General features: G+C 66.0%; 28 protein-coding genes. All 28 read right to left on the reverse strand.

The genetic code is table 11. From position 1 onward, the window contains the following. Positions 1–45: 45 nt before the first annotated feature. The 28 genes from ureG to RSW2DRAFT_RS08330 all read right to left on the reverse strand — a co-directional run bounded on the left by ureG (position 46) and on the right by RSW2DRAFT_RS08330 (position 24178). Positions 46–666: an urease accessory protein UreG gene (gene ureG, locus RSW2DRAFT_RS08200; RefSeq protein ID WP_008029873.1), complete on the reverse strand. Its 621-nt coding sequence runs from the start codon at positions 664–666 to the stop codon at positions 46–48. Beyond that, a complete protein-coding gene (locus RSW2DRAFT_RS08205; protein ID WP_040671862.1) occupies positions 663–1301 on the reverse strand; it encodes an urease accessory protein UreF in 639 nt (212 codons plus the stop codon). The genes ureG and RSW2DRAFT_RS08205 overlap by 4 nt, the downstream gene beginning before the upstream one ends. After that, complete coding sequence (locus RSW2DRAFT_RS08210) at positions 1291–1740, reverse strand: urease accessory protein UreE (protein WP_008029876.1); 450 nt, start codon at positions 1738–1740, stop codon at positions 1291–1293. Before RSW2DRAFT_RS08210 ends, RSW2DRAFT_RS08205 begins: the two co-directional genes overlap by 11 nt. A gap of 4 nt (positions 1741–1744) precedes the next feature. After that, positions 1745–3454: an urease subunit alpha gene (gene ureC / locus RSW2DRAFT_RS08215; RefSeq protein ID WP_008029878.1), complete on the reverse strand. Its 1710-nt coding sequence runs from the start codon at positions 3452–3454 to the stop codon at positions 1745–1747. A 275-nt stretch (positions 3455–3729) separates the two neighbouring features. Then, the gene (locus RSW2DRAFT_RS08220) at positions 3730–4035 is read right to left on the reverse strand and encodes an urease subunit beta (RefSeq protein WP_008029884.1); all 306 of its coding nucleotides are present in this window, start codon (positions 4033–4035) and stop codon (positions 3730–3732) included. Beyond that, a complete protein-coding gene (locus RSW2DRAFT_RS18275) occupies positions 4032–4208 on the reverse strand; it encodes a hypothetical protein (RefSeq protein WP_008029885.1) in 177 nt (58 codons plus the stop codon). Before RSW2DRAFT_RS18275 ends, RSW2DRAFT_RS08220 begins: the two co-directional genes overlap by 4 nt. Positions 4209–4218: 10 nt before the next feature. Then, the gene (locus tag RSW2DRAFT_RS08225) at positions 4219–4521 is read right to left on the reverse strand and encodes an urease subunit gamma (protein WP_008029887.1); all 303 of its coding nucleotides are present in this window, start codon (positions 4519–4521) and stop codon (positions 4219–4221) included. Then, positions 4518–5339 carry an urease accessory protein UreD gene (locus RSW2DRAFT_RS08230; RefSeq protein ID WP_040671872.1) on the reverse strand — a complete coding sequence of 274 codons (822 nt, stop codon included), beginning with the start codon at positions 5337–5339 and terminating at the stop codon, positions 4518–4520. Before RSW2DRAFT_RS08230 ends, RSW2DRAFT_RS08225 begins: the two co-directional genes overlap by 4 nt. A 149-nt stretch (positions 5340–5488) precedes the next feature. Continuing rightward, a complete protein-coding gene (rpoN, locus tag RSW2DRAFT_RS08235) occupies positions 5489–6778 on the reverse strand; it encodes an RNA polymerase factor sigma-54 (RefSeq protein ID WP_008029891.1) in 1290 nt (429 codons plus the stop codon). Positions 6779–6850: 72 nt separating this feature from the next. Beyond that, positions 6851–7159: a ferredoxin family protein gene (locus tag RSW2DRAFT_RS08240; protein WP_008029892.1), complete on the reverse strand. Its 309-nt coding sequence runs from the start codon at positions 7157–7159 to the stop codon at positions 6851–6853. Continuing rightward, entirely contained in the window at positions 7156–8463 is a 1308-nt protein-coding gene (locus RSW2DRAFT_RS08245; protein ID WP_008029894.1) for an FAD-dependent monooxygenase, read from the reverse strand. The genes RSW2DRAFT_RS08240 and RSW2DRAFT_RS08245 overlap by 4 nt, the downstream gene beginning before the upstream one ends. A 12-nt stretch (positions 8464–8475) precedes the next feature. Further along, complete coding sequence (locus RSW2DRAFT_RS08250) at positions 8476–9567, reverse strand: electron transfer flavoprotein subunit alpha/FixB family protein (protein ID WP_008029896.1); 1092 nt, start codon at positions 9565–9567, stop codon at positions 8476–8478. 10 nt (positions 9568–9577) lie between these two features. Next, entirely contained in the window at positions 9578–10477 is a 900-nt protein-coding gene (locus RSW2DRAFT_RS08255; RefSeq protein WP_008029898.1) for an electron transfer flavoprotein subunit beta/FixA family protein, read from the reverse strand. A 31-nt stretch (positions 10478–10508) separates the two neighbouring features. Beyond that, positions 10509–10877 carry a nitrogenase stabilizing/protective protein NifW gene (nifW, locus tag RSW2DRAFT_RS08260; protein ID WP_008029900.1) on the reverse strand — a complete coding sequence of 123 codons (369 nt, stop codon included), beginning with the start codon at positions 10875–10877 and terminating at the stop codon, positions 10509–10511. Continuing rightward, positions 10874–12013: a homocitrate synthase gene (gene nifV / locus RSW2DRAFT_RS08265; protein WP_008029901.1), complete on the reverse strand. Its 1140-nt coding sequence runs from the start codon at positions 12011–12013 to the stop codon at positions 10874–10876. The genes nifW and nifV overlap by 4 nt, the downstream gene beginning before the upstream one ends. Then, a complete protein-coding gene (gene nifS, locus RSW2DRAFT_RS08270; RefSeq protein WP_008029904.1) occupies positions 12010–13188 on the reverse strand; it encodes a cysteine desulfurase NifS in 1179 nt (392 codons plus the stop codon). Before nifS ends, nifV begins: the two co-directional genes overlap by 4 nt. A 10-nt stretch (positions 13189–13198) precedes the next feature. Next, positions 13199–13921, reverse strand: coding sequence for an iron-sulfur cluster assembly scaffold protein (locus RSW2DRAFT_RS08275; protein WP_008029907.1), 723 nt, complete (start codon positions 13919–13921; stop codon positions 13199–13201). Between the two features lie 9 nt (positions 13922–13930). After that, positions 13931–14251, reverse strand: a complete 321-nt coding sequence (locus tag RSW2DRAFT_RS08280) for a HesB/IscA family protein (RefSeq protein ID WP_008029910.1) — start codon at positions 14249–14251, stop codon at positions 13931–13933. A gap of 140 nt (positions 14252–14391) precedes the next feature. Then, positions 14392–14928 (reverse strand): nitrogen fixation protein NifQ, encoded by a 537-nt coding sequence (locus RSW2DRAFT_RS08285; protein WP_008029912.1) that lies wholly within the window; start codon positions 14926–14928, stop codon positions 14392–14394. Then, positions 14909–15220 carry a ferredoxin III, nif-specific gene (gene fdxB, locus RSW2DRAFT_RS08290; RefSeq protein WP_008029914.1) on the reverse strand — a complete coding sequence of 104 codons (312 nt, stop codon included), beginning with the start codon at positions 15218–15220 and terminating at the stop codon, positions 14909–14911. The genes RSW2DRAFT_RS08285 and fdxB overlap by 20 nt, the downstream gene beginning before the upstream one ends. Positions 15221–15242: 22 nt before the next feature. Further along, positions 15243–15716, reverse strand: a complete 474-nt coding sequence (locus RSW2DRAFT_RS08295; RefSeq protein ID WP_008029916.1) for a NifX-associated nitrogen fixation protein — start codon at positions 15714–15716, stop codon at positions 15243–15245. Next, positions 15713–16180 (reverse strand): nitrogen fixation protein NifX, encoded by a 468-nt coding sequence (nifX, locus tag RSW2DRAFT_RS08300; protein WP_008029919.1) that lies wholly within the window; start codon positions 16178–16180, stop codon positions 15713–15715. Before nifX ends, RSW2DRAFT_RS08295 begins: the two co-directional genes overlap by 4 nt. Then, positions 16152–17531 (reverse strand): nitrogenase iron-molybdenum cofactor biosynthesis protein NifN, encoded by a 1380-nt coding sequence (nifN, locus tag RSW2DRAFT_RS08305; protein ID WP_008029921.1) that lies wholly within the window; start codon positions 17529–17531, stop codon positions 16152–16154. The genes nifX and nifN overlap by 29 nt, the downstream gene beginning before the upstream one ends. 1 nt (position 17532) lies before the next feature. Continuing rightward, positions 17533–18990, reverse strand: coding sequence for a nitrogenase iron-molybdenum cofactor biosynthesis protein NifE (gene nifE, locus RSW2DRAFT_RS08310; RefSeq protein ID WP_008029923.1), 1458 nt, complete (start codon positions 18988–18990; stop codon positions 17533–17535). A gap of 48 nt (positions 18991–19038) precedes the next feature. Next, a complete protein-coding gene (gene nifK, locus RSW2DRAFT_RS08315; protein ID WP_008029924.1) occupies positions 19039–20577 on the reverse strand; it encodes a nitrogenase molybdenum-iron protein subunit beta in 1539 nt (512 codons plus the stop codon). 87 nt (positions 20578–20664) lie between these two features. Continuing rightward, positions 20665–22146, reverse strand: a complete 1482-nt coding sequence (gene nifD, locus RSW2DRAFT_RS08320; RefSeq protein WP_008029926.1) for a nitrogenase molybdenum-iron protein alpha chain — start codon at positions 22144–22146, stop codon at positions 20665–20667. A gap of 57 nt (positions 22147–22203) precedes the next feature. Next, entirely contained in the window at positions 22204–23091 is an 888-nt protein-coding gene (gene nifH / locus RSW2DRAFT_RS08325; protein WP_008029927.1) for a nitrogenase iron protein, read from the reverse strand. 250 nt (positions 23092–23341) lie between these two features. After that, a complete protein-coding gene (locus RSW2DRAFT_RS08330; protein WP_008029930.1) occupies positions 23342–24178 on the reverse strand; it encodes an SIR2 family NAD-dependent protein deacylase in 837 nt (278 codons plus the stop codon). Positions 24179–24181: the final 3 nt, after the last annotated feature.

A 24181-nucleotide genomic window follows, 5' to 3' on the forward strand; every position in this document is an offset into this window, starting at 1 on the left:
TCGCACGCGGCGATGGCAGGGCTTGGGTCCGCAGCCAACGGCGGGTTACGCCAGCGCCAGCCCGCCTTCGGCTTGCAGAAACGCCACCACCGCGTCCACCCCCTGCCCCGCCCGCAGCCGCGCCATCACATAGGGCCGGCTGCCACGGGCGGCCTTGGTATCCTGCTCCAGCAAGGCAAGATCGACGCCGACATGCGGGGCGAGGTCGATCTTGTTCACCACCAGCAGGTCCGACCGCGTCACCCCCGGCCCCTTCTTGCGCGGAATGTCCTGACCGGCGGCAGTGTCGATGACGTAGATCGAGATATCGGCCAGTTCGGGCGAGAAGGTCGCCGCCAGATTGTCGCCACCGGATTCGATCAGGATCAGGTCAAGGTCGGGGAAGTTGCGGCGCAGGTCGGCCACGGCCGCCAGATTGATGCTGGCATCCTCGCGGATCGCGGTGTGCGGGCAGCCGCCGGTTTCAACGCCGCGGATGCGGTCTGCGGCCAGCACCTGCGCCCGGGTCAGGTAATCGGCATCCTCGCGGGTGTAGATGTCGTTGGTGATCACCGCCATCGAGCAGCGATGCGCCAAGGCCCGGCACAACTGTTCCGTCAGCGTGGTCTTGCCCGCACCCACCGGGCCGCCGATCCCCACCCGCAGCGGGCCGTGCTTGCTGTTCATGACCGGAATATCCTGACCTCAAGGGTTTCATGCCGCATCGCCGCCAGATCGGCGGCAAAACCGGCGCTGGCAAGGTCGTCAAGGCTGGCCTGCGCGCAGCTTGCCGCCAGTTGCAGGATCAGCGGGGAAAGGGATGCCAGCACCGCCTGCCCATCGGCCCCGCCCAAGGGCAGAAACCGCACCGCCGCCGAAATCAGTTGTGCCGCCTGGGCGTGCAGCCACAGCGCCAGTATTTCCGGGGTTTGCAACGCCATGCCGCGCGTCGCATGGCCCACCGCCAGCGCATAAGGCAAGGGCGGTGGCGCGACCCCGGTCAGCCGCGCCACCACCTGCCCGAACGCCGCGCCCTGATCGCGCATCTCGGCGGCCCGTTCCGCACAGGGCGCATAGGCAAAGGCCAGATCGGCAAGGGCGTCCAGATCGCCGGTCCTTGCATGGGCCAGAAAAATCGCATCCATCCGGCCCGTGCCGCTGCGCAGCACCGCCGCCACCCAAGCCGCGAGGCTGGCGGCATTGCGCACCGATCCATCGACCATCGCCTGCTCCAGGCCCTGACTGTAGGCATAACCGCCCACCGGAAAGCCCGGCGACAGCAGTTGCGCCAGCGCCAGTCGGTCGGCGGCTTCAGTGGTCATGGCCCATGGTCCGGCCATGGCCATAGGCCCCGCCCTCGGGATGAAACGCCAACATCATCGGTTGCAGCGCCGCCCCAAGCTGCGCCAGCATTGCCTCCAGCACCGGGTCGCGGCGGATCAGCAGATGATCCTCGGCCACCTGGCAGGGGGTATGACGGTTGCCGATGTGCCAGGCCAGCCGCGGCAGGGCGCCACGGATCACCACCACCGGCTCTGCCGCCGCCGCAATCTCGATCACCCGGCCATCGTCCAGCAGCAGCGCCTGCCCGGGCAGCAGATTGGTCACCTCGGCCAGATCGAGCATGAAATCGGCACCACTGTCAGTCCCCAGCCGCTTGCGCCGCAGCAACCGTTGTTCATAGTCCAAAGTCACCCGGTCATGGGCGGTATCCCATTGGCCGGAAAGCAGAACCTGACGGGCGATGGCAAGCGGGGTCATCGGATCAATACAGGAAATAACGCTGCGCCAGCGGCAGTTCGCGCGCCGGTTCGCAGGTCAACAATTCGCCATTGGCCCGCACCTCGTAGGTTTCGGGATGCACCTCGATCTGCGGCAGCGCGTCGTTCAGCACCATATCGGCCTTGCCGATGTGCCGAGTATTCTCCACCGCCACGGTCTCCTTGGCCAACCCCAGGCTGCCGCGCAACCCGTCGGCCTGTGCGGCGGCGGATACGAACAGCACCGACCCCCGCTCCATCGCCCGGCCAAAGCTGCCAAACATGGGGCGCGAATACACCGGCTGCGGCGTGGGGATGCTGGCGTTGGTGTCGCCCATCTGCGCACAGGCGATGGTGCCGCCGACCAGAACCATCTCGGGCTTGGCCCCGAAAAACGCAGGCCACCACAGCACCAGATCGGCGCGCTTGCCGACCGCGATGCTGCCGATATGGCGGCTCATGCCTTGGGCAATCGCCGGGTTGATGGTGTATTTCGCCACATAGCGCCGGGCGCGGATGTTGTCGTTGGCGCCGGTTTCCTCGGCCAGCCGCCCGCGCTGCTGCTTCATCTTGTGGGCGGTCTGCCAGGTGCGGGTGATCACCTCGCCCACCCGCCCCATCGCCTGACTGTCCGACGACAGGATCGAAAACGCCCCCATGTCGTGCAGGATATCTTCCGCCGCAATCGTCTCGCGCCGGATGCGGCTTTCGGCAAAGGCCACATCCTCGGGGATCGAAGGGTCAAGGTGATGGCAGACCATCAGCATGTCCAGATGCTCTTCCAGCGTGTTCACTGTGTAGGGCATCGTCGGGTTGGTGGAACTGGGGATCACATTCGGGCTGGACACCACCTTGATGATGTCGGGCGCATGGCCACCCCCCGCGCCTTCGGTATGGAAGGCATGGATGGTGCGGCCCTTGATCGCGGCCAGGGTATTCTCGACAAAGCCGGACTCATTGAGCGTGTCGGTGTGGATCATCACCTGCACGTCCATGGCATCCGCCACCGTCAGGCAGCAGTCGATGGCGGCAGGGGTGGTGCCCCAATCCTCGTGCAGTTTCAAGGCACAGGCGCCGCCGCGCACCATTTCCACCAAAGCCTCGGGGCGGCTGGCGTTGCCCTTGCCCGACAGGCCGAAATTGATGGGGAAGGCATCCAGCGCCTGCAACATCCGCCCGATATGCCACGGGCCGGGGGTGCAGGTCGTTGCGAGGGTGCCATGCGCAGGCCCGGTGCCGCCGCCCAGCATGGTGGTGATGCCCGAATGCAGCGCATCCTCGATCTGCCCGGGTGCTATGAAGTGGATATGCGCGTCAAAACCACCGGCGGTGACAATCTTGCCCTCGCCCGCGATCACCTCGGTGCCGGGGCCGATGATGATGGTCACACCGCTTTGGGTGTCGGGGTTGCCCGCCTTGCCGATGGCATGGATCAGCCCGCCCCGCAGCCCGATATCGGCCTTGTAGATACCGGAATGGTCGAGGATCAGCGCGTTGGTGATCACCGTATCCACCGCGCCGCCCGCCCGGCTGACCTGCGATTGCCCCATGCCGTCACGGATCACCTTGCCGCCGCCGAACTTCACCTCCTCGCCGTAAGTGGTCAGGTCACGCTCGACCTCGATGATCAGATCGGTATCGCCCAGCCGCACCCGGTCGCCGGTGGTCGGGCCATACATCGCGGCATAGTCGGGGCGGGAGATGCGGGTGGGCATACCTAATCCTCTGAAATCATATACAAATACGGAACTACTTTTCTACGGGACCATCGTTCGCCACGGGCGTGCATAGGACCACGGCCAGATGTGTGAAGATTGGGAGGCTCCTCGCGGACACAGGTCCGCTCCACAAGGAGCCACACGAATGAAATTTAGTTCGCTTCTCAACATCGTTGCCATCACGTTGGCGATCCATTCCGAAGGTGTTTCACCTGAGTGCCTTGTTGCCTTTGTCGCCGCGTTGCTCGAAGTTGCCGAGCAATAGATCAAAATCACAAATCCCCCATCGCGGCGCCATTGAACCCGAACACCCGGCGCGCGCCGCCGTAGGGGACAAGGCGCACTTCGCGGCGTTGGCCGGGCTCGAAGCGGACGGCGGTGCCGGCGGCGATGTCCAGCCGCATGCCACGGGCGGCGGTGCGGTCGAAGGCGAGGCCTGCGTTGGTTTCGGCGAAATGGTAGTGCGACCCCACCTGCACTGGGCGGTCGCCGGTATTGGCCACCATCAGGGTGATCGCCGCCGCCCCGGCGTTGAGTTCAATCTCGCCCGCGGCACAGATCACCTCGCCGGGGATCATTCCTGCCGCCCCTTGTGCCACCAGACCGCCAGTGCCACGGCGACCACGGCGACGGCAAGCATTGCCAGATGGTCCGGCTCGGTCAGCAGGTGAAACAACCCGACATGGGAATGGTCGCCCGCATGGGCCAGGGCGGCGGTGGGCAGCAGGGTCAGCAGGAGGAGCATGCGCATGGGAAACCTTTCAGCGGATGGGATGGTGAACGGTGACAAGCTTGGTGCCATCGGGAAAGGTCGCCTCGACCTGCACCGACGCGATCATCTCGGGGATGCCGTCCATGCACTGCTCGGCACGGATCACTTGCGCCCCGGCCTGCATCAGATCGGCCACGGATCGGCCATCGCGGGCGCCTTCCACCACGAAATCGGTGATCAGCGCCACCGCCTCGGGGTGGTTGAGCTTCACGCCGCGTGCCAGCCGGTTGCGCGCCACCATCGCGGCCAGCGACACCAGCAGCTTTTCACGCTCGCGCGGGGTCAGGTTCATGGGAAGCCTCCGCCTTGCCAGACCCGCGGCAATTGCCGCCCGGTCAGTATCCGCAACACCTGCGCCAGTTGCTGCCGCAGCGGCCAGCCATCCGGCGCACAAAGCCGCACGATGCAGCGCCCATCCCAGCCGGACACAGCGCCATCGCCCAGCACCGCCCGCACCGGGCCGACCGCATCCTCGGCCCCCTGCGCCACCAGACAGACCACCGCCAAAGCCCGCGCGCCGTTCAGCAGCGCCGCTGATCCGTCGGCCAGCACGCCGCCGTCCAGATAAAAGCTGTCGGCCCAGACCGGGCGGCCGTCGCGGCGGATCATCCGGCGGTCTTGCAGGGTGGCGCTGCGCAAGGTCTCGCCCATCGCCTGCCGCCCCAGCACCAGACTTTCGGCCAGCAGACACTCGGCACCCGTGGCCAGATCAATCTCGGTCCGCCGTTCCAGATGCGCGTCCTGATACAGCAGCGTCTCCTGCGGCAGCCAGTCCAGCCGCGCCCCGGCCCCAATGCTTGCCCGAACCAAAACCTGCGCCGGAACCCCCAGGGCGGCATAGCCACGCTCGGCGGTCTGGGTGGTGGCCAAAACGCGACACCCCGCGCCGATCTGCAATTGGAAAGACAGCCGATCACCGCCGGTCAGCCCGCCCGAGGTGTTCAGCAGCACCACCTCCGGCACATCGCCCGGCACGCGCGGCAGCATCACCTTGGCCGACCCCGCCATTGCCAGATCGGCCAGCCTTGTGGCACCGCGGGCGTGGTGAAACGCCACCATCGCCGTGCCGCGACTGCGCTGCATCCGTGGAGGGTGGGTGGTATCCAGCATGTTGCGCCCCGATCTGACGTCCATCGTGGGCAGAGCGGTGCCTGTCGCAACCCGGCAGCCGTGCGGCGCTGGAATTTTGCTGTGGGGAAAGTTTGTATGCCCAAATTTCCGGCGTTGTGCCGGATTTTCGGGCGATTGCAGCAACGGCCCTAAGGTGCCAGTCCTGCGCTGCGCTTGCGGTCGTAAGAGGACAGGATGCCCAGTTGCTCGCGGTATTTGGTGACGGTGCGGCGGGCCAGCGTCGCCCCGGCGGCCTTGGCCAACGCCTGAATCGCCGCGTCACTCAGCGGGCGGGACTTGTCTTCACCGGCCACGATCTCGGCCACCAGGGCGATCAGCGCGTCTTGCGATTGCGCCTCGTCGCCGGTGTCCGGGCCAACCGCGCGGCTGAAGAAAGCCTGCAACGGCAGGGTGCCGCGCGGGGTTTCGATCAAGCGCGAGGCGGTGGCGCGGCTGATGGTGGAAGGATGCAACGCCAGTTCCGCCGCCACCTCGTCCATCGACAGGGGCTTGATATGCCGCGCGCCGTGCGACAGGAACGCCACCTGATGCTGCACCAGCAGCATGGCGGTGCGCAACAGCGTGGACTGCCGCCGCTCCATCGCCCGCAGCAAAAACCGCGCCTCGCTGCGGGCTTGCACCAGATAGGCGCGGGTTGCAGCATCGGGGGCGGGCAGATCGTCGCCGGTCAGCCGCAGGCGCGGCAGGGTCGAGCGGTTCAGCTCCACCACCCAGCCGCCGTCCTGCCAGAACACCCGCAGATCGGGCGGATGGATCGGCGCCGGGGCGGCGGCAAAGCGGGCGCCGGGCTTGGGATCGAAGCTGCGGATCACCGCCAGGGCGGCGCGGATGTCGTCGGGGGTGGCGTCGCAAAGGCTTGCGAGGTCAGCCAGCTTTCCCGCCGCCAGCAAAGGCAGGTTGGCCAGGAGGGTCTGCATCTCCCAGGTCAGCAGCCCCTGGTCGGCGGCTTGCAGGCTTAGACATTCCGCCAGATCGCGGGCGAAAAGCCCTGCGGGTTCAAACTGTTGCAGATGCTCCAGCACCGCCAGCGCCTCGGCCTCATCCACCCCGCAGCTTTGCGCCACGAATGCCAGCGGCACCCCCAGCCAGCCCGAAGGCTCCAGACCTTCGGCAAAGGCCAGGGCGATGCGGCGGTCCTCGGCCCCCGGAAACGCGGTTTCGATCTGCGCCGCGACATGGGCGTAAAGGCTGCGGGGGGCCGCGGCCAGCGTGGCGATCTCGTCCCAGTCGGCGCCCTGCGCCCCAGTCAGCCGCGTCACCTTGGGCGGGCGCAGATCGAGGCAGGGGTTTTCCAGCGCCTGCTGCGCCAGATAGTCCGTCAGGTCGAGGTTGTTCATCTGCAGGATGCGCAAGGCCGCCTGCATCGTGGTGGTCATGGCCAGAGCGGTGGTCTGGCGCTGGAAGCGTTGCATCTCCATGCGGACAGCCTAGCACGATGCTGCAGTTGCAGCGTGGTCAGATCGTCGCGCCAGGCCCCGCCGCGGCAGGGATCAGCCGAACTTGAACAGGATGCCGAAGCCGCCGCGCGGGTAGGACCATTCGATCTCGCCGGTGGCCTGGGTCAGGATACGGCACGAGCCACATTCCATGCAACCATCGGGCACCACTTCCACTCGGCCATCCTCGCCGGTGCGATAGCAGCCCGCCGGGCAGATCTCGGTCAGCGATTTCAGTGCTGCACTGTCGCCGCCGGGCTGCGAATGGATGGTGACATGCGGGTTGCCCTCGTCCACCAGATAGCGGTTCTGATACAGCCGCTCTTCCATCTGCGGCCCGGTCTTGTTGGTCTTGTCGGTCATCGCCAGGCCCTCGCCATTTTGAAAATATCCGTCACCACGCCCCACCAGCCGCCACGCGCCTTGGCCACGCCGCGCATCATCGCGGCCTCCTTGCTGGCCTTGTCCACGCCATCGACCCGCAGGAACATCTGCATCGCCTTGTTCACCACCGCGGGATAGGTGGTGAAGAACTGCCGGTTGCCTTCCAGCAAGCGCGGCACCTTGCGGTATTTCTTCAGGTCTTTCATCACGAAGCTGTCGGCCAGCTTGTCGCGGTAAAGCTTCAGGGTGGCCTCGGTGACCGGCTTGCCCTCGGCCCGAAGCTGGATCAGCGTTTCCGCCGCCAAGCGCCCCGAGGTCATCGCCAGATTCGAGCCTTCACGGTGAACGGCGTTCACGAACTGGCCTGCATCACCGACGATCAGCCAGCCATCCCCGGTCAGCCGCGGAATGGCGTCATAGCCACCCTCGGGGATCAGGTGCGCCACATATTCCTTCATCTCGGCGCCCTTCAGCAGCGGGGCCACCGACGGGTGCTGCTTGAACTTGTCCAAAAGCGCATAGGGCGCGATCTTGGTTTCGGCAAAATCCGACAGAAGACAGCCGACGCCGATCGAGATGGATTCCTTGTTGGTATAAAGGAAGCCGGTGCCGACCATGCCCGAGGAAACCGACCCCAAGACCTCGATCACCACGCCGTCCTCCTCGCCCGCCAGGTTGAAGCGTTCGCGCACGGTTTCTTCGGGCAGGAACAAGGTTTCCTTCACCGCCAAGGCCACATGGTTGGCCTTGATTTCCGGGCGCAGCTTGGCGCGTTGGCCGACGATGCCGTTCACGCCTTCGGCCAGCACCACGGCATTGGCATAGATCGGCCCGCCCTCGCGGTCGGTGATCACGCCGATCACCCGGCCGGCGTCGTCCTTGATCAGGTCTTTCACCGTGGTTTCGGTGATCAGCACCGCCCCCGCCGCCCGCACCTGCCGCGAGAACCACTTGTCGAACTGTGCCCGCAGAATGGTGTAGCGGTTCGGGCGTTCCTCGTTGAACTCGTCGGAGCGATACTGCGCGCCGGTGTGGGATTTTTCCGACAACATCCAGAACCGCTGTTCGATCACATGCCGCTCCAGCGGGGCATCGTCGCGGAAATCGGGGATGATGCGTTCCAGCGCGTCGGCATACAGAATGGCGCCCTGCACGTTTTTCGAGCCGGGATATTCGCCACGGTCGATCTGCAGCACGTTCAGACCGGCCTTGGCCATCACATAGGCGCAGGCATTGCCCGAAGGCCCGGCCCCCACCACGATTGCGTCGAAATGGTCAGACATCGCGGGTGCTCCTCAGCTTGCCAGCGCGCGCGCGCCAAGGCGGCGGGCGAAGGCTTCGGTCAGCGCCGGCAGAAGTGTCAGCGCATCGGCCACCACGCCCAGATGGGCGAAATCGAAGATCCTTGCGTTGGGATCGGTGTTGATCGCCACGATCAGATCGGCACCCTCCACCCCCACGCGGTGTTGAATGGCGCCAGAGATCCCCGCAGCAATGTAAAGCCGCGGCCGGATGGTGTTGCCGGTCTGGCCGATCTGCCGATCCGCCGTGGCCCAGCCCTTCTGCACCACCGGACGCGAGCAGCCCCATTCGCCGCCCAGCACCTGCGCCAGATTGCGCACCAGCCGCAGGTTGCCCTCGTTGCGCAGCCCCATGCCGCCCGCCACCACGATATCGGCATAGGCGAGGTTCGCATCCTTGCTGGTGTTGTCGGACACGAACTCCAGCACCTTGGTGATGATGTCGGCCTCTTTCATCTTGAAGCTGTCCCAGACCATCCGGCCAGAAAGGCTGGGGTCGGGCGTCGGCATCGCCATGACGCGGGGGCGCACCGTGGCCATTTGCGGGCGGTGGTTCAGCGAATAAATGGTGCAGAGCAGCGTGCCGCCAAAGGTGGGCCGCGTCGCGCCAAGGCACATGTCGTCGTCGATGGCCAGTTCGGTGGCATCCGCCGTCAGCCCGGTCTGCAAGGTGGTCGCCACCGACCCCGCCAGATCGCGGCCCAAGGGCGTCGCGCCCAGCAGCAGGATCTCGGGCTTGTGGGTATCGACCAGATTGGTCAGCACCTGGGTATAGGGCTCGTTGCGGTAGTCGGTCAGGGCGGCATGTTCGACGATGTAGCAAACGTCGGCGCCGTAATGGTAGGTCTGCTTGATGGCGCGCTTGGTGGTTTCGGCCTTGGGGCCGATCACCACGGCGGCCAGTTGGCAGCCCAGCTTGTCGGCCAGCTTGCGGCCTTCGCCCATCAGCTCCCACGACACCGGATGCACCCGGCCGCGTTCGACCTCGATGAACACCCAGACATCCTTGTAGTCGCGGAACCGCTCGGGCAGTTCCTTCTTCATGCCGGCGCGGCTGGCGGCTGGTGGTTTCGGGGCTTCGGCCATGGCGTGCTCCTTACGGGCGGGGGGCGGTCATCACCGCTTCAAGTTTCGGATCGCGGGCGAACAGCAGGTCGATCAGCGCGTCACCGATCTGCGCCGGCGCCTTGCCTTCGATGGTCACCATCTCGGCCTTCTCAGCCCGCGGGCTGGGGGCAAACACCCGCTTCACCACGGTGGGCGAGCCGCGCAGACCGCATTTCATCGGGTCGGCAACGCCTGCATCTTCCGCCGACCAGATCGCCACCGGGGCGCGGGCGGCGCGCAAAAGGTCCTGGATCGAGCCGCGGCGGATGGTGTTGGTATCCTCCAGCATGGTAATCAGGCAGGGCAGTCTGGATCGCAGCACCTGCACCCCGCCTTCCGAGCGCCGCCGCACCACGATGGCCTTCTGGCCAAGGTCAAGCGAGTCGATGGCCGAGACATAGGTCAGCTGGTTCAGCCCCATGCGCCGAGCAATGCCGGGACCAACCTGGGCGGTATCGCCGTCGATGGTCTGCTTGCCGGTGAACACGATGTCGATGGGCCGTTCCTCGGCAATCTTGCCCAGGGCGGTGGCCAAGGCGAAGGACGTGGCCAGAGTATCCGACCCGGCAAACCGGCGGTCGGTGATCAGCACCGCGCGGTCGGCCCCCAGCCCCAAGGCGCGGCGCAAGGCATCCTCGGCCATCGGCGGACCCATGCTCAGCACCGTCACCTGCCCGTCATACTGGTCGCGCAGCCGCAAGGCTTCTTCCAGCGCGAACAGGTCATAGGGGTTGATGATCGTGGGCACGCCTTGCCGCATGATGGTGTTGGTCACCGGATGCACCCGGATCTGCGCCGAATCCGGCACCTGCTTGATGCAGACCACGATGTTCAGCCCCTTGGGTTCGGGCTTTGGCGGCTCCAGGGCTTCGATGATCGGCTCATCCATGGCGGGCTTCCTTGTGGTCATTTCTTCAGGGTCATTTCAGGGTCGCGGGGCGGATCGCGCTCAGCGGCACCAGCCGCGGGCTGCGCTTGGCATTGGCATTGGCCAGCACCTTGAACACCTTTTCCTGCAACGGCGTGCTGGTTTCGAAATCGGCATGCGCCCGGCGCAGCGCGTCCTTGGCGGCGGCCAGAATGGTGGCATCGCTTTGCCCCGACAGGCTGGCGGGTTGCAGATAGACCCCCATGCGTTTGAGGATATGCAGGCGGGCGACGTTCACCACCTCGGGGTTGTAGGGCACGTCGAGGAATTCGAAGATCGCCTCGGTCGAGGGCAGCGCCTGGATCTGCGCCAGCACGGAAGCGCGCGGGGTGGCAATCGGTTTCTGGATCACACGGGTCATTCTGAAGCCTTTCCAAGGGGTTGAACACAGGCCAGCAAGGCCGCCAGATCGCCGGGGCCAGCCCAGCGTTTCGAACGGGATGCCCAGGTGCGCAGGCCCGGTTGCAGGGCGCGCACGGTGTCGGGGTCATGCGGCAGGCCGGCTTCGGCCAGCGCCCGGGCAATTCCCGCAGCGCCGGAGTGCTTGCCCGCCACCAGCCGGTGTTGCCGTCCAAAGCGTTCCGGCGGCAGGGCGGCACTTTCATAGGTGCGGCGGTCCTTCAGCAGCGCATCGACATGGATGCCCGCCTCGTGGGTGAACACCGCATCCCCGACGATGGGTTTTGCCGCAGGCACCGGCCGCCCGGAGGCCTTTGCCACCAGCGCCGACAGGGCAACCAACTTGTCCAGCGCGATGCCGGTTTGCCGCCCGCCCGCCGCCAGCACCGCCGCCACCTCCTCCAGCGCCGCGTTGCCCGCCCGTTCGCCCAGACCGTTGACCGTCACCGACAGATGGCTGGCCCCGGCCTTGGCAGCCGCCAGAGTGTTGGCGGTGGCCATGCCGAAATCGTTATGAGCGTGAAACTCCAGCGGCAGGGTCAGGCGCGGCAGCAATTGCGCCACCAGATCATGCGCCGCAAAGGGGTCGAGGATGCCCAGCGTATCGGCCAGCCGGAAGCGGATCGCGCCCGCCTTGGCCGCAATGCCCGCAATCTCGGCCAGAAAGCCGGGGTCAGTGCGCGAGGCATCCTCGGCGCCGACCGACACCGCAAAACCACCTTGGGTCGCCCGCCCCACCCAACCGGCCAGTTCGCGCTTCAGCCAGGCGGCATCCACCCGCAGCTTGCCCGCCATCTGCCGGTCGGAGGTGGGGGCCGCCACATGCAGCCGCCGCACGCCGCATTTCGCGGCCTGCTCCAGATCCTCGGGGCGCAACCGGCACCAGACCACCGGTTCCGCGCGGCGCAGATCGGCGGCCATGGCGCGGATGTCGGCAATCTCCGATGGCCCCATCGCCGCCACGCCAAGCTCGATCTCGGCCAACCCTGCGCCGTCCAAAGCCCGGGCGATCGCCCGCTTTTCGGCGCTGGAGAACGCCACACCGGCGGTCTGCTCGCCGTCGCGCAGGGTGGTGTCGCACAGCACCAGCGGTTTCATCGCACGGCCTCCCCGGCAAAGTCGGGCTGGCCCGCGCCAAACGGCGACAGCGCCCGCAGCTTTTCGACGATGCCCGGCAGCACCGCCAGCACATGATCGACCTCCGCGTCGGTGGTTTCACACGACAGCGACAGCCGCAGCCCGCCATGCAGCGCCGCAAACGGCAGCTTCATCGCCCGCAACACCGGGCTGGGTTCCATCGCCCCCGAGGCGCAGGCCGAGCCCGACGAGGCCGCAATCCCTTCGCGGTCCAACAGCATCACCAGCGCCTCGCCTTCGACGAAATCAAAGGCCAAGGCGCAGGTATTGCCCAGCCGGTCCAGCCGGTCGCCAAGCACCTGCACCCCGGCGATGCGGGACAGAATCCCCGCCTCCAGCCGGTCGCGCAGGGTGGCTATCTTGCGGAAATCATGGGTGGAAACCAGGTCTGCCGCCGCCCCGAAACCCACAATCCCCGGCACGTTCAAGGTACCCGCCCGCCGCCCGCGTTCCTGCTTGCCACCGCGCAGCAAGGGCTGGAACCGCGTGCCCTTGCGCAGATAAAGCGCGCCGACGCCCTTCGGCCCATGCAGCTTGTGGGCGGAAACCGAGGCCATATCCACCCCCGACGCCGCCAGGTCCAGCGGGCATTTCCCCGCCGCCTGCACCGCATCGGTGTGAAACAGCGCCCCCGCCTGATGCGCCAGTTCCGCCAGCCCCTCGATGGGGAAAATCGTGCCGGTTTCGTTGTTGGCCCACATCAGGCTGACCAGCGCCGTCTGCGGCCCCAGGGCGGCGCGATAGGCGTCGATGTCCAGCCGCCCCTGCCCGTCCACCCCGATGCGATGCACCCGCACCCCGGCGCTTTGCTCCAGAAAGCCGCACAGCGCCAGGATCGACGGGTGTTCGACGGTCGAGGTGATGATCTCGCGCCGCGCAGGATCGGCCAGCCCCGCCATGATCGCCGTGGTATTGGCCTCGGTGCCACCCGAGGTGAAAATGATCTCCTCCTCCAGCGCCGCCCCCAAAAGCCCGCGCACCTGTGCCCGCGCAACACCCACCGCCCGCGCCGCCTGATTGCCCAGCGCGTGCATCGACGACGGGTTGCCATAAGCCTCGGCCAGATGCGGCAACATCGCGGTCAACGCCTCGGAGGCAAGGCGGGTGGTGGCGTTGTTGTCGAGATAGCTGCGCATGGCCTGACCCTCAGCTTTTCGCCACGGGGATGACGCGGATCGGCCGGCCCAGCGCGTCGGCAATGCGCTTTTGCAAGCCGCCCAGCGTCAGCGAGGCCATCTGGCAGCCCTTGCAGGCGCCGGTCAGATGCACCTGCACCCGGCTGCCGGAGAACTCCATCAGCTCGACATCGCCGCCATCGGCGCGGAACACCGCCCGCATCTGCTCCAGGATCCGCGCCACTTCGGCGGCTTCCTCGGCGGGCGACAGCGGCACCTCGCGGGCAACGCGGGGCTGCGAGGGATGGGTGGGGGCAATCGGCACAAAGGATTGCCGCGGCGAGACGGTCAGCGGCGTCACCGGCTGCGGCACCGGCAACGGCTCGCCGGTGAACACCGCCAAGGCCGCGGCCAAAGCCTGCGCGCCCATCGCCGGGCTTTGCATCTGGTCTTCCGGCAATCCACCCAATGCCTGCGCGATATCGGCGCCAGTCAGCAGCCGCGCCTCGGCCACCGATTTGCCCTGCACCAGTTCGGTCAGCACCGACCCCGCGGCAATCGCCGGAAAGCCGCCAAAGCTCTGGAAACGGGCTTCCTCGATCACTTCGGTTTCCGGGTTGACCCGCAGCATCAGCCGCAGCGCATGGCCCGCGCTCAAGGAACCCGCCTCGCCCACCGCATTGGCACCCTCAAGGGCACCGCCATTGCGCGGGTTGAAGAAATGGTCGCGGACCTGATCGGAAGACCCCAGCATCGTCGCCCCCTAGCAGAAGGATTTGCCGCAGCCGCAGCTGCTGGTGGCATTCGGGTTGTCGAACACGAAACCCGCGCCTTCGAGGTTGGACACGAAGTCGATGGTGGCACCCTGCAGATGCGCCTGGCTTTCGGCATCGACCAGCACGGTCACGCCATCGGATTCGATCACCGCATCGCCGGGGGCGGCGTCAAGCTCCAGCGCCATGCCGTATTTCAGGCCGGCGCAACCGCCGGTCTGCACCATGACCCGCAGGCCAGCGACCGGTTGGGCGGCCCCGGCAATCGCGGTGCGGATGGCGTCACGGGCGGCGGGGGTGATTTCGATCATCGTCTGCTCCTGTTCCGACGGAGGGTTCGGGATAGGAGAAGCAGCAGCCGTGCCAAGTGTGGTTTTATCGGGATTTCAGCGGCTTGGCTGGGCCGTGTCGCAAGGGGCCAATCCGACAATGGCGGGTTTGCGACAGCGCGTCACGCCTCGGGGGCAAAGCAGACGGTCTTTTCCGGGCAATCTTCGCAATTCGGCGACAGGCACATCGTGGCACCGGTTTCGCTGCAGATCTGGCGGTAGAAGAACCGCTTCCAGCGCATGTTGCGGCTGTTGGCGGCGGCAAGCCGGGGAAATTCGCGGGCGATCAGGCGGCCAAGCGCCGGGCGGTCGGGCAGACCAAGGTCTTCCCACAGGTGCCGCGCCTCCATCGACCGGCGGGCAAGGATATGCGCCAGCCAGAAGCTTTCCTCGGAATTGGCGCCGCCGCGCCAGCGGATCATCAGGGTGATCGCCGCCTGATCCTCGGGCACCGCAGCCAGCGGGGCATCCAGATCGGGCAGCGCCAACCCCGGAAACCAGCGTTCGCCCAGCCGCGCCAAGGACTTGCCCTCCAGCCCCAGCAGGTCGGTCAGCCGCCCCCGGCCCTGCGCCCGTTCGGCCAACGCATGCAGCAGAATGGCGCCCAGATCGGCGCGCAGGTCGCCCAAGGGGGCCGGGTCAGGCTTCGGCGGCTGCATGGGTCTGGCAGTCCTTCGGGCAGACCCGGTTGCAGGCGCCACAGCCGACGCAGGCCCCGGCATCGACCATCACCATGATCTTGCGGACGATATCGCCGTCGTCGTCATCATCGTCGTCATCCTCCGACACCTCGACAATCGCGCCATCCTCGGTGACTCCGCGCAGGGTCATCACCGGGCGGCCACAAACCTTGTAGCAACGGCCGCAGCCGATGCATTTGGCGGCGTCGATCGCGGTCAGGAACAGCGGCACATATTCGGTGCCATCGCGGGTAAAGGCAGTGATCGGCATGAGTTTTCCTTTCCCGCAGACCTCAGGCCCGCGCGGCATCCGGGTAGGTTTCAATGGTGGCAACGGCATCGGCGGTCAGCTTTTCGCCCGCCTCGGCCAGCTTGGCCCAGGAGGCAAAGCCGAAACGGTGGATGTCGCGCAGGTGTTTCGAAAGCACCACCAGCTTGCCGGCAATCAGCACCATGCGGCCAAAGCCTTCATGGCTGAACTTGCTCATCGGCGTGGCCATGCAGCCCGATTGCCGTTCGATCAGCAACCCGATGGCGGCGTAGAACTTCTCCAGCCGCCAGACGGTATCGGGGTCGGGGTCGCCCATGATCGGCATGTCGCGGCGTTCCTCGGCGGTCAGGATGAATTCCGACAGCAATTCGGGGTCGGTCTTGTTGTCCCAGGCGCCATGGCCATCCTCGGCCCGCACCACCGCCACCAACTGTTTCAGAAAGGCGCTGTCCGGCCAGTCGCCGCCGCGCGCGGTGAGGGTCTGCGTGTCGGTCATTGGCCCACCTCGGCGTCGATGAAACTGCCGCGCGAAAGCCCCATCGCCTTGCGCAGGAACGGCGGCGGGCCGTTCTTCAGCATCTCCTGCACCTGCGCCAGCACCGCCGCAATCGGCTCGGGGTCGCGGCGCTTGATCGGATGCACCCCGGCCCGCACCACCCGCGCCGCCGACGGCCCGCCGATGGCCAGCACGAACATCAGCGCGCAACCCTCCAGCGCCTCGACCTTGGCAGAGATGCGGTCCACTTCGTCGTCGTGTTTCGCGGTCTGGCCGGTGACGCTTTCGAACGACACCGCCTCGACAAAGCGCGCGGCGGTGGCGCTGACCTCGTAGATCGCGAAGTTGCGGGCCGAGCCGAAATGCGCGTTCAGGTTTTCCATGTCATTGGTGGCAATGGCGATTTTCAGGGCGTTGGTCATGGCGGGCTCCGGGTCAATGAGTCGAAGGCGGCGGGGAGGCATGGTCGAACTCCTGCGCAACGGGGGTGGCGCCGAAATCCTCGGGCCTCGGGCGGTGGGGGTGGGCCAGCACGGCATTGGCAATCTCGTAATAAAAGGCGCGGGTTCCGGCATAGCCGACCCGGCACTGGTCCTGCGCACCCAGCCGGTCGAACACCGGAAATCCGGCGCGGACATGCGGCAGGTGCAGCCGTTCGGCGGCCATCCGGCCATGCGCGTGGGTCAGGATCAGGTGGGCCTTGGCCGTGGCAGCACCGCGTTCCAGATCGCCCAGATCGCCCAGGATCACCTCGGCGGCGGGGATATCTGCGGCGATGGGGTTCAGGCCAGAGGTGGTCACGGCGGTGACGATCTCGGCCCCCAGGGCGGTCAGCGCGGTGCCAAGGGCAAAGCCCAGATCGGGGTCGGCCCCCAGGGCGACCCGCAGCCCGCCAATCTGGAAATGCGCATCAAGGCAGGCGTCGGCCAGCCGCGCGCGGTCGCGCTTGATGGTCGCCGGGGCATCGCGGCCGGAAAGCTGCATCAGGGCGGTGACAAACGCATCGACCGCCTTCAGCCCGGTCAGTGACGCGAATACCTGCGGCGGCACACCCCGGTTTGCCAAAGCCTCCGCCGCAGGGCGCATCGCGGTGCCGATGGCCAGGGTAGCGATGCTTTGGCCCATGCGGGCGATCTCGGCCAACCGGGTGCCGCCCAGCGAGGTGCCCGACCAGTCATCCGACAGATGCCCATCCAGCGAGGTGGAAAGATCGGGCAGCACGATCGGGGTCAGGCCAAAGCCGCGGACCATATCGGCCACCGCCTCGACTTCCGCCGGGGTCAGGTGACTGCCCGCCAGCAGGTTCACCTGCCCGGCGATTTTCGGACCAGCCTGCGCAGGCACCAAGGCGGCGATGATCGCCTCGACCGCCCGCGCCCAACCATCCTCCAGCCCGCCGGCGAAATCCGGGGTGGCGGCGTAAACCACTGCCGTACCGGCGAAATCCGCCCGCCGCGCCAGCATTTCGCGCAATTCGCCCGCCACATCCTCGCCGCGGGTTTCCACCAGCGCGGTCGAGGCAATGCCGATGAACTTCGGTTTCGCCCGCTTGCGCAGGTTCTCGATCGCTTCCTCGATCTGCTCGCCACCGCCCAGAATGGCGGACACCTCGTTCATCGCCGTGGTCTGCAACGGGATCGACTCGCGGAAGTGCCGCACCAGATGCACCATGGCAAAGGCGGTGCAGCCCTGCGCGCCGTGAAACAGCGGAATTGCGCCCTCGATGCCCAGATAGGCCATCGCCGCCCCCAGCGGGGCGCTGGTTTTCAGCGGGTTGGTGGACAGCGCGCGCTGCGGGTGAACCAGATGCGCCATCTCAGCAATCCTCGAAATCGGCGGGCGAGCCGCTGGCAAGCCGCAGGGGGGCGGGCGCCGGGGCTTGCACCGCAACCTCCCACGGTGCCGGGCCGCGCAGGTCGGCCCACATCGGGTTGTTCATCTCGCGGTCGATGGCGCGCAGCAGGCCGATCATGCCCATGTAACCGGCATAGGGTTCGTGCTTTTCCTGGTTCACATCCACCCAGGGCACCCGCGCCTTCAGCGCCACGAACTGGCTGCGGCCGCCCGACATCAGCACATCGGCGCGGGCCTCGCGCAGCAGGGCATACATCTCGCGCGGGGCCATGTTGTCGAACATGTGGCTGTCGTCGCCCATGATCTCCACCACCCGGCCCTTGTCCTCCTCGGTGGCCTTGCGGACCGAGGTGCCCACGACCTCCATCCCCAGTTCCTGCAGCGCCGAGACCACCGACCAGCTTTTGTGCCCGCCGGTGTACAGCAGCACCCGCTTGCCCGCGACGCGCGGCCGGAACGATGCGAGGGCGGCCCAGGTTGCCGCCTCCTCCTGCGCAATCAATGCCTCGCAGCGCGGGATCAGATCGGCGGGGGCGCCGCGTTCGACCAACTTCATGCAAAGGGTACGAAGTGCCGCCGAAGTGTCTGAAATGCCGTAGAAAGAGCCTTCGAAGAACGGGATGCCATAGCCGTCTTCCAACTGCCGCGCCAGACCGATCAGCGCCTTGGAGCAGACCAGCATCGTCACTCGCGCCCGGTGCGCCATCGCCACCTGCGCATAACGGGCATCGCCGGAGATCGACCCCAGAATGCGGATACCCAGCCGATCCAGCAGCGGCTTGACCTGCCAAAGCTCGCCGGACAGGTTGAAATCGCCGATGATGTTGATGTCGCAAAGCCCCGGCTCGGCAGGCTCCATCGTGCCGATGACATGGGCATACAGCGCCGCCCCGGCCAGCTTGTTGCCGAGGTTTTTCGAGCCCACATAGCCCGGCGCGTTGATCGGGATCACCGGCGTGCCAAGGCGTTCGGTGGCGGCCTTGCACACCGCCTCGATATCGTCACCGATCAGGGCGGAAACGCAGGTGGCATAGACGAACACCGCCGCCGGCGCCTGTTCGGCAATCACCTCGCGGATGGCGCGGTACAGCTTCTTCTCGCCATTGCCCATGACGATATCAAGCTCGGTCAGATCGGTGGTGAAACCGGTGCGGTAAATCTCGGACCCCGACGAGGCAGAGCCGCGGTTGTCCCAGCCGTTGCCCTCGCAGGCCAGCGGCGCATGTACCAGATGCGCAACGTCAACAATGGGTTGCAAGGCGATCTTCGCACCGTCAAACGCACAGCCACCCGCCGCCGCACCCGGCGTCAGTTGCTTGGTGCAGCCCTTGCGGCGGCTGCCCTCGTCCTTGGCGCGGTTGGTGTCGCAGGCGGGCTCGTTCAGCAGCCCGGCGATCTGGGTCTTGAGTGCTTCGGCCATCGCTTGCCCCTTGGTTGCGGCCCCGGCATTGCGCCGGGGCCAGCGGTTTCAGCGGGTCAGATCGAAGGAGATGTCGCCCTCGCCAGCGCCGGTTGCCGCGCCATCCAGCTTGTCGAAGATGGTGTCCAACAGCTTGACCAGCACGTTGATCGCGCCCTGATAGCCCCAGGTCGGCGACCGGTGGTGGTGATGCCGGTCGAAGATCGGGAAGGACAGGCGGATCAGCGGCGTGCCGGTGTCGCGTTGCAGATACTTGCCGTAGGACGAGCCGATCAGCATGTCCACCGGCTCGGTCGCCATCAAGGACCGCATGGCCCACAGATCCTTGCCCGGCCAGACCTTGCAGTTGGCGCCAAAGGGCGACGAGGCCAGCAGCGCCTGCATCTTTTCTTCCCAGTCCTTGCCGCCGTTGGTGGCGAGGCAATGGATCGGCTCGCCGCCGGTTTCCATCACGAAACGCGCCATCGAATAGACGAAATCCGGGTCGCCGAAGATCGCGTAGGTCTTGCCGTGCAGGTAGGATTGGCTGTCGGCCATGGCATCGACCAGACGGCCCCGCTCCAGCCGCAGGCTTTCGGGGATTTCCTTGCCGGTCAGTTCCGACAGTTTCATCAGGAACTCGTCGGTGCCGGAAACGCCCATCGGGTAATGGAAGGCGGCGGTGTCCTGTCCATGCTCGGCGCAGAACGCGAGGGTCTTGCGGCTGCAATATTCCTGCATGGAAATCGTCGCCTTGGCGTTCAGCGCGCCCTTGATTTCATCCTGCGTGGTGCCACCGGAATACATGCGGAACTCGCCATCCGAGGGGGTGTCATAGACGTCCGAGACATCCGACAGGATGGTGGCCTTGACGTCCATCAGCGCCAGCACGCGCTTCAGCTCGCGGATGTTGCCCACGGCAAAGCCGTCGAAACCCGGGATGATGTTGATGCTGTCGTCGGCGACGCGGGCGACATCCTTCCAGAACGGCGTCAGGATGCCTTTCTGCATGTTGTCATAGCCGTCCACATGGCTGCCCACGAAGGCGGGCGTGTGGGCGAAGGGCACCGGGAAATCGGCGGGCACCGATTCCTTTTCGCGCGCCTTCAGGATGAAGGAGTTCAGGTCGTCGCCGATGACTTCCGCCATGCAAGTCGTTGAAACCGCGATCATCTTCGGGGAATACAGGGTGTGGGTGTTCTGCAACCCCTCGATCATGTTGTTCAAGCCGCCGAACACCGCCGCATCCTCGGTCATCGAGGACGACACTGCCGAGGCCGGCTCCTTGAAGTGCCGCGCCAGGTGCGAGCGGTAGTAGGCCACGCAACCTTGCGAGCCGTGCACGAAGCTCATGGTGGCCTCGTAGCCTGCGGCGGCGAACACAGCACCCAGCGGCTGACAGGCCTTGGCCGGGTTGATGGTCACACATTCGCGGGCCAGGTTCTTTTCGCGGTAGTCCCAGGACTTCGTCCATTCGCCGATCTCGGCGACCTTTTCGGCCGAGTGGCCGTTTTCGTAGGTGGCGCGCTTGTTGTCCAGCATCGCCTTGTATTCGGGTTCGTTGAACAGGTCGGCGTGGTCAAGCACCTTGTCTGCCGATTGGGGCATGGTCGCATTCCTTCTGCTGGCCGTCCGCATTCCGGGACGCGCCGCGAGGGTTGAGGGGAGTGGGGGGCAGAGGTGCCCCCCGCCGGATCAGGCCGATTTCTTCCACGGCGCGTCGAACAGACCCCAGACCGGGTTGTTGATCGCAAGGTCCATGTCGCGGGCGAAGATCGCAAAGCCGTCATAGCCATGGTAGGGGCCGGAATAGTCCCACGAGTGCATCTGACGGAACGGGATGCCCATCTTCTGCACCGGGTATTTTTCCTTGATGCCGGAACCGACCAGATCGGGGCGGATGGTCTCGATGAACTTTTCCAGCTCGTAGCCGGTCACGTCATCATAGATCAGCGTGCCTTCCTTGACGTATTCGCCGGTGCGCTTGTAGTCGTCGCCATGGCCGAATTCGTAGCCGGTGCCGGCGATCACCATGCCCAGGTCTTCATAGGCGGTGATGACGTGGCGCGGGCGCAGGCCGCCGACGTAAAGCATCACGGTCTTGCCTTCCAGCCGGGCCTGATACTTGGCCTTCACCGCATCGACCAGCGGCTTGTATTTGGCAATGACCGCCTCGGCGTTGGCCTGAATGGTGGCGTCGAACTTGGCGGCAATGGCGCGCAAGGACGCTTCGATCTGGCTGGGGCCGAAGAAGTTGTATTCCATCCAGGCGACGCCGTGCTTTTCCTCCATGTGGCGGCAGATGTAGTTCATCGACCGGTAGCAGTGGATCAGGTTCAGCTTGGCTTTCGGGGCGCGTTCGATCTCGGCCAGGGTCGCATCGCCCGACCAGTTGCCGATCACGTTCAGCCCGATTTCCTCCAGCAGGATGCGCGAGGACCAGGCATCGCCGCCGATGTTGTAATCGCCGATGACGTTGACATCGTAGGGCGTGCCCTCATAGCCCGCCCGCGCGCCCTCGCCCGCTTCCAGCACCCAGTCGCGGATGGTGTCGTTGGCGATGTGGTGGCCCAGGGATTGCGAGACCCCGCGGAAGCCTTCGCAGCGCACCGGCACGATGGTCTTGCCGATGTCCTTGTTCTTCTTGCGCGACACCGCCTCGATGTCGTCGCCGATCAGACCGATCGGGCATTCCGACTGGATCGAGATGCCGTTCAGCAGCGGGAACAGCGTGTTCAGCTCGTCAATCGACTTTTCCAGCTTCTTGTCGCCGCCGAAGATGATGTCGTTTTCCTGAAAATCGGTGGTGACCTGCATGGTCACGAAGCTGTCGATGCCGGTGGCGCCGGTGTAGTAGTTGCGCCGCTGGCTCCAGCTATACTGGCCGCAGCCGACCGGGCCGTGGCTGATGTGGACCATGTCCTTGATCGGGCCCCAGACCACGCCTTTCGACCCGGCGTAGGAACAGCCGCGGATGGTCATCACGCCGGGGATCGACTTGATGTTGGATTTCACCGTGTCGCATTTCGACAGGATTTCGGTCTCGCCTTCCTCCACCGCCCCGGCCACGTTCAGATGGCGGGCGCGTTTCTTGGCGGTCTTGGCGGGATAGGCGGCAAGCACCTCTTCGATCAGCTTGTTGTTCTGTTCGGCGGTATCGGCAATGTCTTTGGCCATCGGGCGGGCTCCTTGAGGGATGGGGGGACCGGTGGGGCGCACCGGTCCCGCGTGACGTCAGGCGCTGGCAGCAGCCTCGGTGGCGGCGATGGCGGCCAGACGGTCGTCCTCGGATTGCATGATGCCGAAATCCATCAGCATCTGCTCCAGCTCGTCCATGGTGATCGGGGTCGGAATGACGCCCTTGCCCGAGTTGGCGTGGATCTTGCGGGCCAGTTCGCGGTATTCGGCCGCCTGCGCGCTTTCGGGCGCATACTGGATCACGGTCTGGCGGCGCAGTTCGGCATGCTGCACGATATTGTCGCGCGGCACGAAGTGGATCAGCGTGCAGCCCAGCTTGGCGGCCATGGCTTCGGCCAGTTCAAGCTCCTGGTCGGTCTGACGCTCGTTGCAGATCAGCCCGCCCAGACGCACACCGCCGGAGTTGGCATATTTCAGGATGCCCTTGGCGATGTTGTTGGCGGCATACAGCGCCATCATCTCGCCCGACATCACGATGTAGATTTCCTGCGCCTTGTTCTCGCGGATCGGCATGGCGAAGCCGCCGCAGACCACGTCGCCCAGCACGTCATAGGACACATAGTCCACGTCCTCGTAGGCGCCGTTTTCTTCCAGGAAGTTGATGGCGGTGATCACGCCACGGCCCGCACAGCCAACCCCAGGCTCCGGCCCGCCGGCTTCGGTGCATTTGATGCCCTTGTAGCCGACCTTCAGCACGTCTTCGAGTTCGAGGTCTTCGACCGAACCCATTTCGGCCGCGAGGTGCAGCACGGTGTCCTGCATCTTGGTGTTCAGGATCAGGCGGGTAGAGTCGGCCTTGGGGTCGCAGCCGACGATCAGGATTTTCTGGCCCATTTCGACCAGCGCCGCGAGGGTGTTCTGCGAGGTGGTGGACTTGCCGATGCCACCCTTGCCGTAAAAGGCGATCTGCCGGAGTTTGCTCATCTTGATATCCTTTGCATCTGGATCAACTTCAGGAGTAAGGCGTCTCCGCCGATCTCGAAGACATAGAAGCAGGGGGCGTGCCAAGTGGTTTCCGAATGGTGAAACCTTTGTTTTTCAACGACCTGTCAGGTTCGTGTCGCAACCCGACGCATGTGGAGATTCCGACAATTCCGCGACAATCGCCCTGTCGCGCCCCTGAAATGCCAACGGCCCCCGCTTGGTGCGAGGGCCGTGCTGCCGTGTCAGAGTGTCAGGCCGGTTGCCCTGCCCCGATGCTCTCCACCACCGCCGACAGCGGCAGGTCCAGCCTTGTGATGCCCAGTTCGACCATGAACTGCTGCTCCATCCGGGTAAGCTCCCCGTCGATCACCGCCACATGGCCGCCACCCGAGCGTTTGGCGATCTGCCGGGCAAAGGTGCGCAGGGTCTGGTCGTCGAACCGGCAGCCGAGGAACAGGAAACCGCGGTTGGCCCTTCGCGCCTGCACCTCGTCGGGGATCGGGGTCTGGATGTCGATTTCGGTCAGCACTTCGACATAATCGGCGTCCGACACCAGGAAGGAATGGCCCGGCGCCGCCAGCCCGTGCGGCTTGTAAAGCAGGGTCTGCCAGTGCCGGTCGGCGCCATCCGGGCGCAGAACGCCCGCCGCATCATAGGCGCGGTGCCAGATTTCCGCCCATTCGCCATTGCGGCTGACCCCCTGCACCCAGCCCCAACTGCTTGGCCCTTCCCGAAGCGCCGCAATCAGATTGCCGTCATACCAGGCATCGACGATCATCGGGCAGCCCAGCCCCACCAGCCACTGATGCAGCGGGTTCGGCCCGGCTTGCGTGGCAAAGGCGCGGCGCACCAAAGCCTCCAGCGTGGCGCGAAACTTGCGGCTTTCGACATATTGCGCCACCGCCCACAGGTTGCCACGCGCCCGTTTCGGCGCCCGCACTTCCGCCTCGATCAGCGCGCAAAGCCCCTGCGGCTCGGTCGGCCCACCGCCCTGCCCCAGGGCGGAAACCGACGGCCCGAGGTAGGGCAGCAACCGCCCCGCCGCCAGATCGTCCAGCGCCACCCGCAGCCGTTTCCGGTCGTCCACCGC

This window comes from Rhodobacter ferrooxidans (assembly GCF_000176015.1).
In the GTDB taxonomy this organism is placed as follows: Bacteria; Pseudomonadota; Alphaproteobacteria; order Rhodobacterales; family Rhodobacteraceae; genus Pseudorhodobacter_B; species Pseudorhodobacter_B ferrooxidans.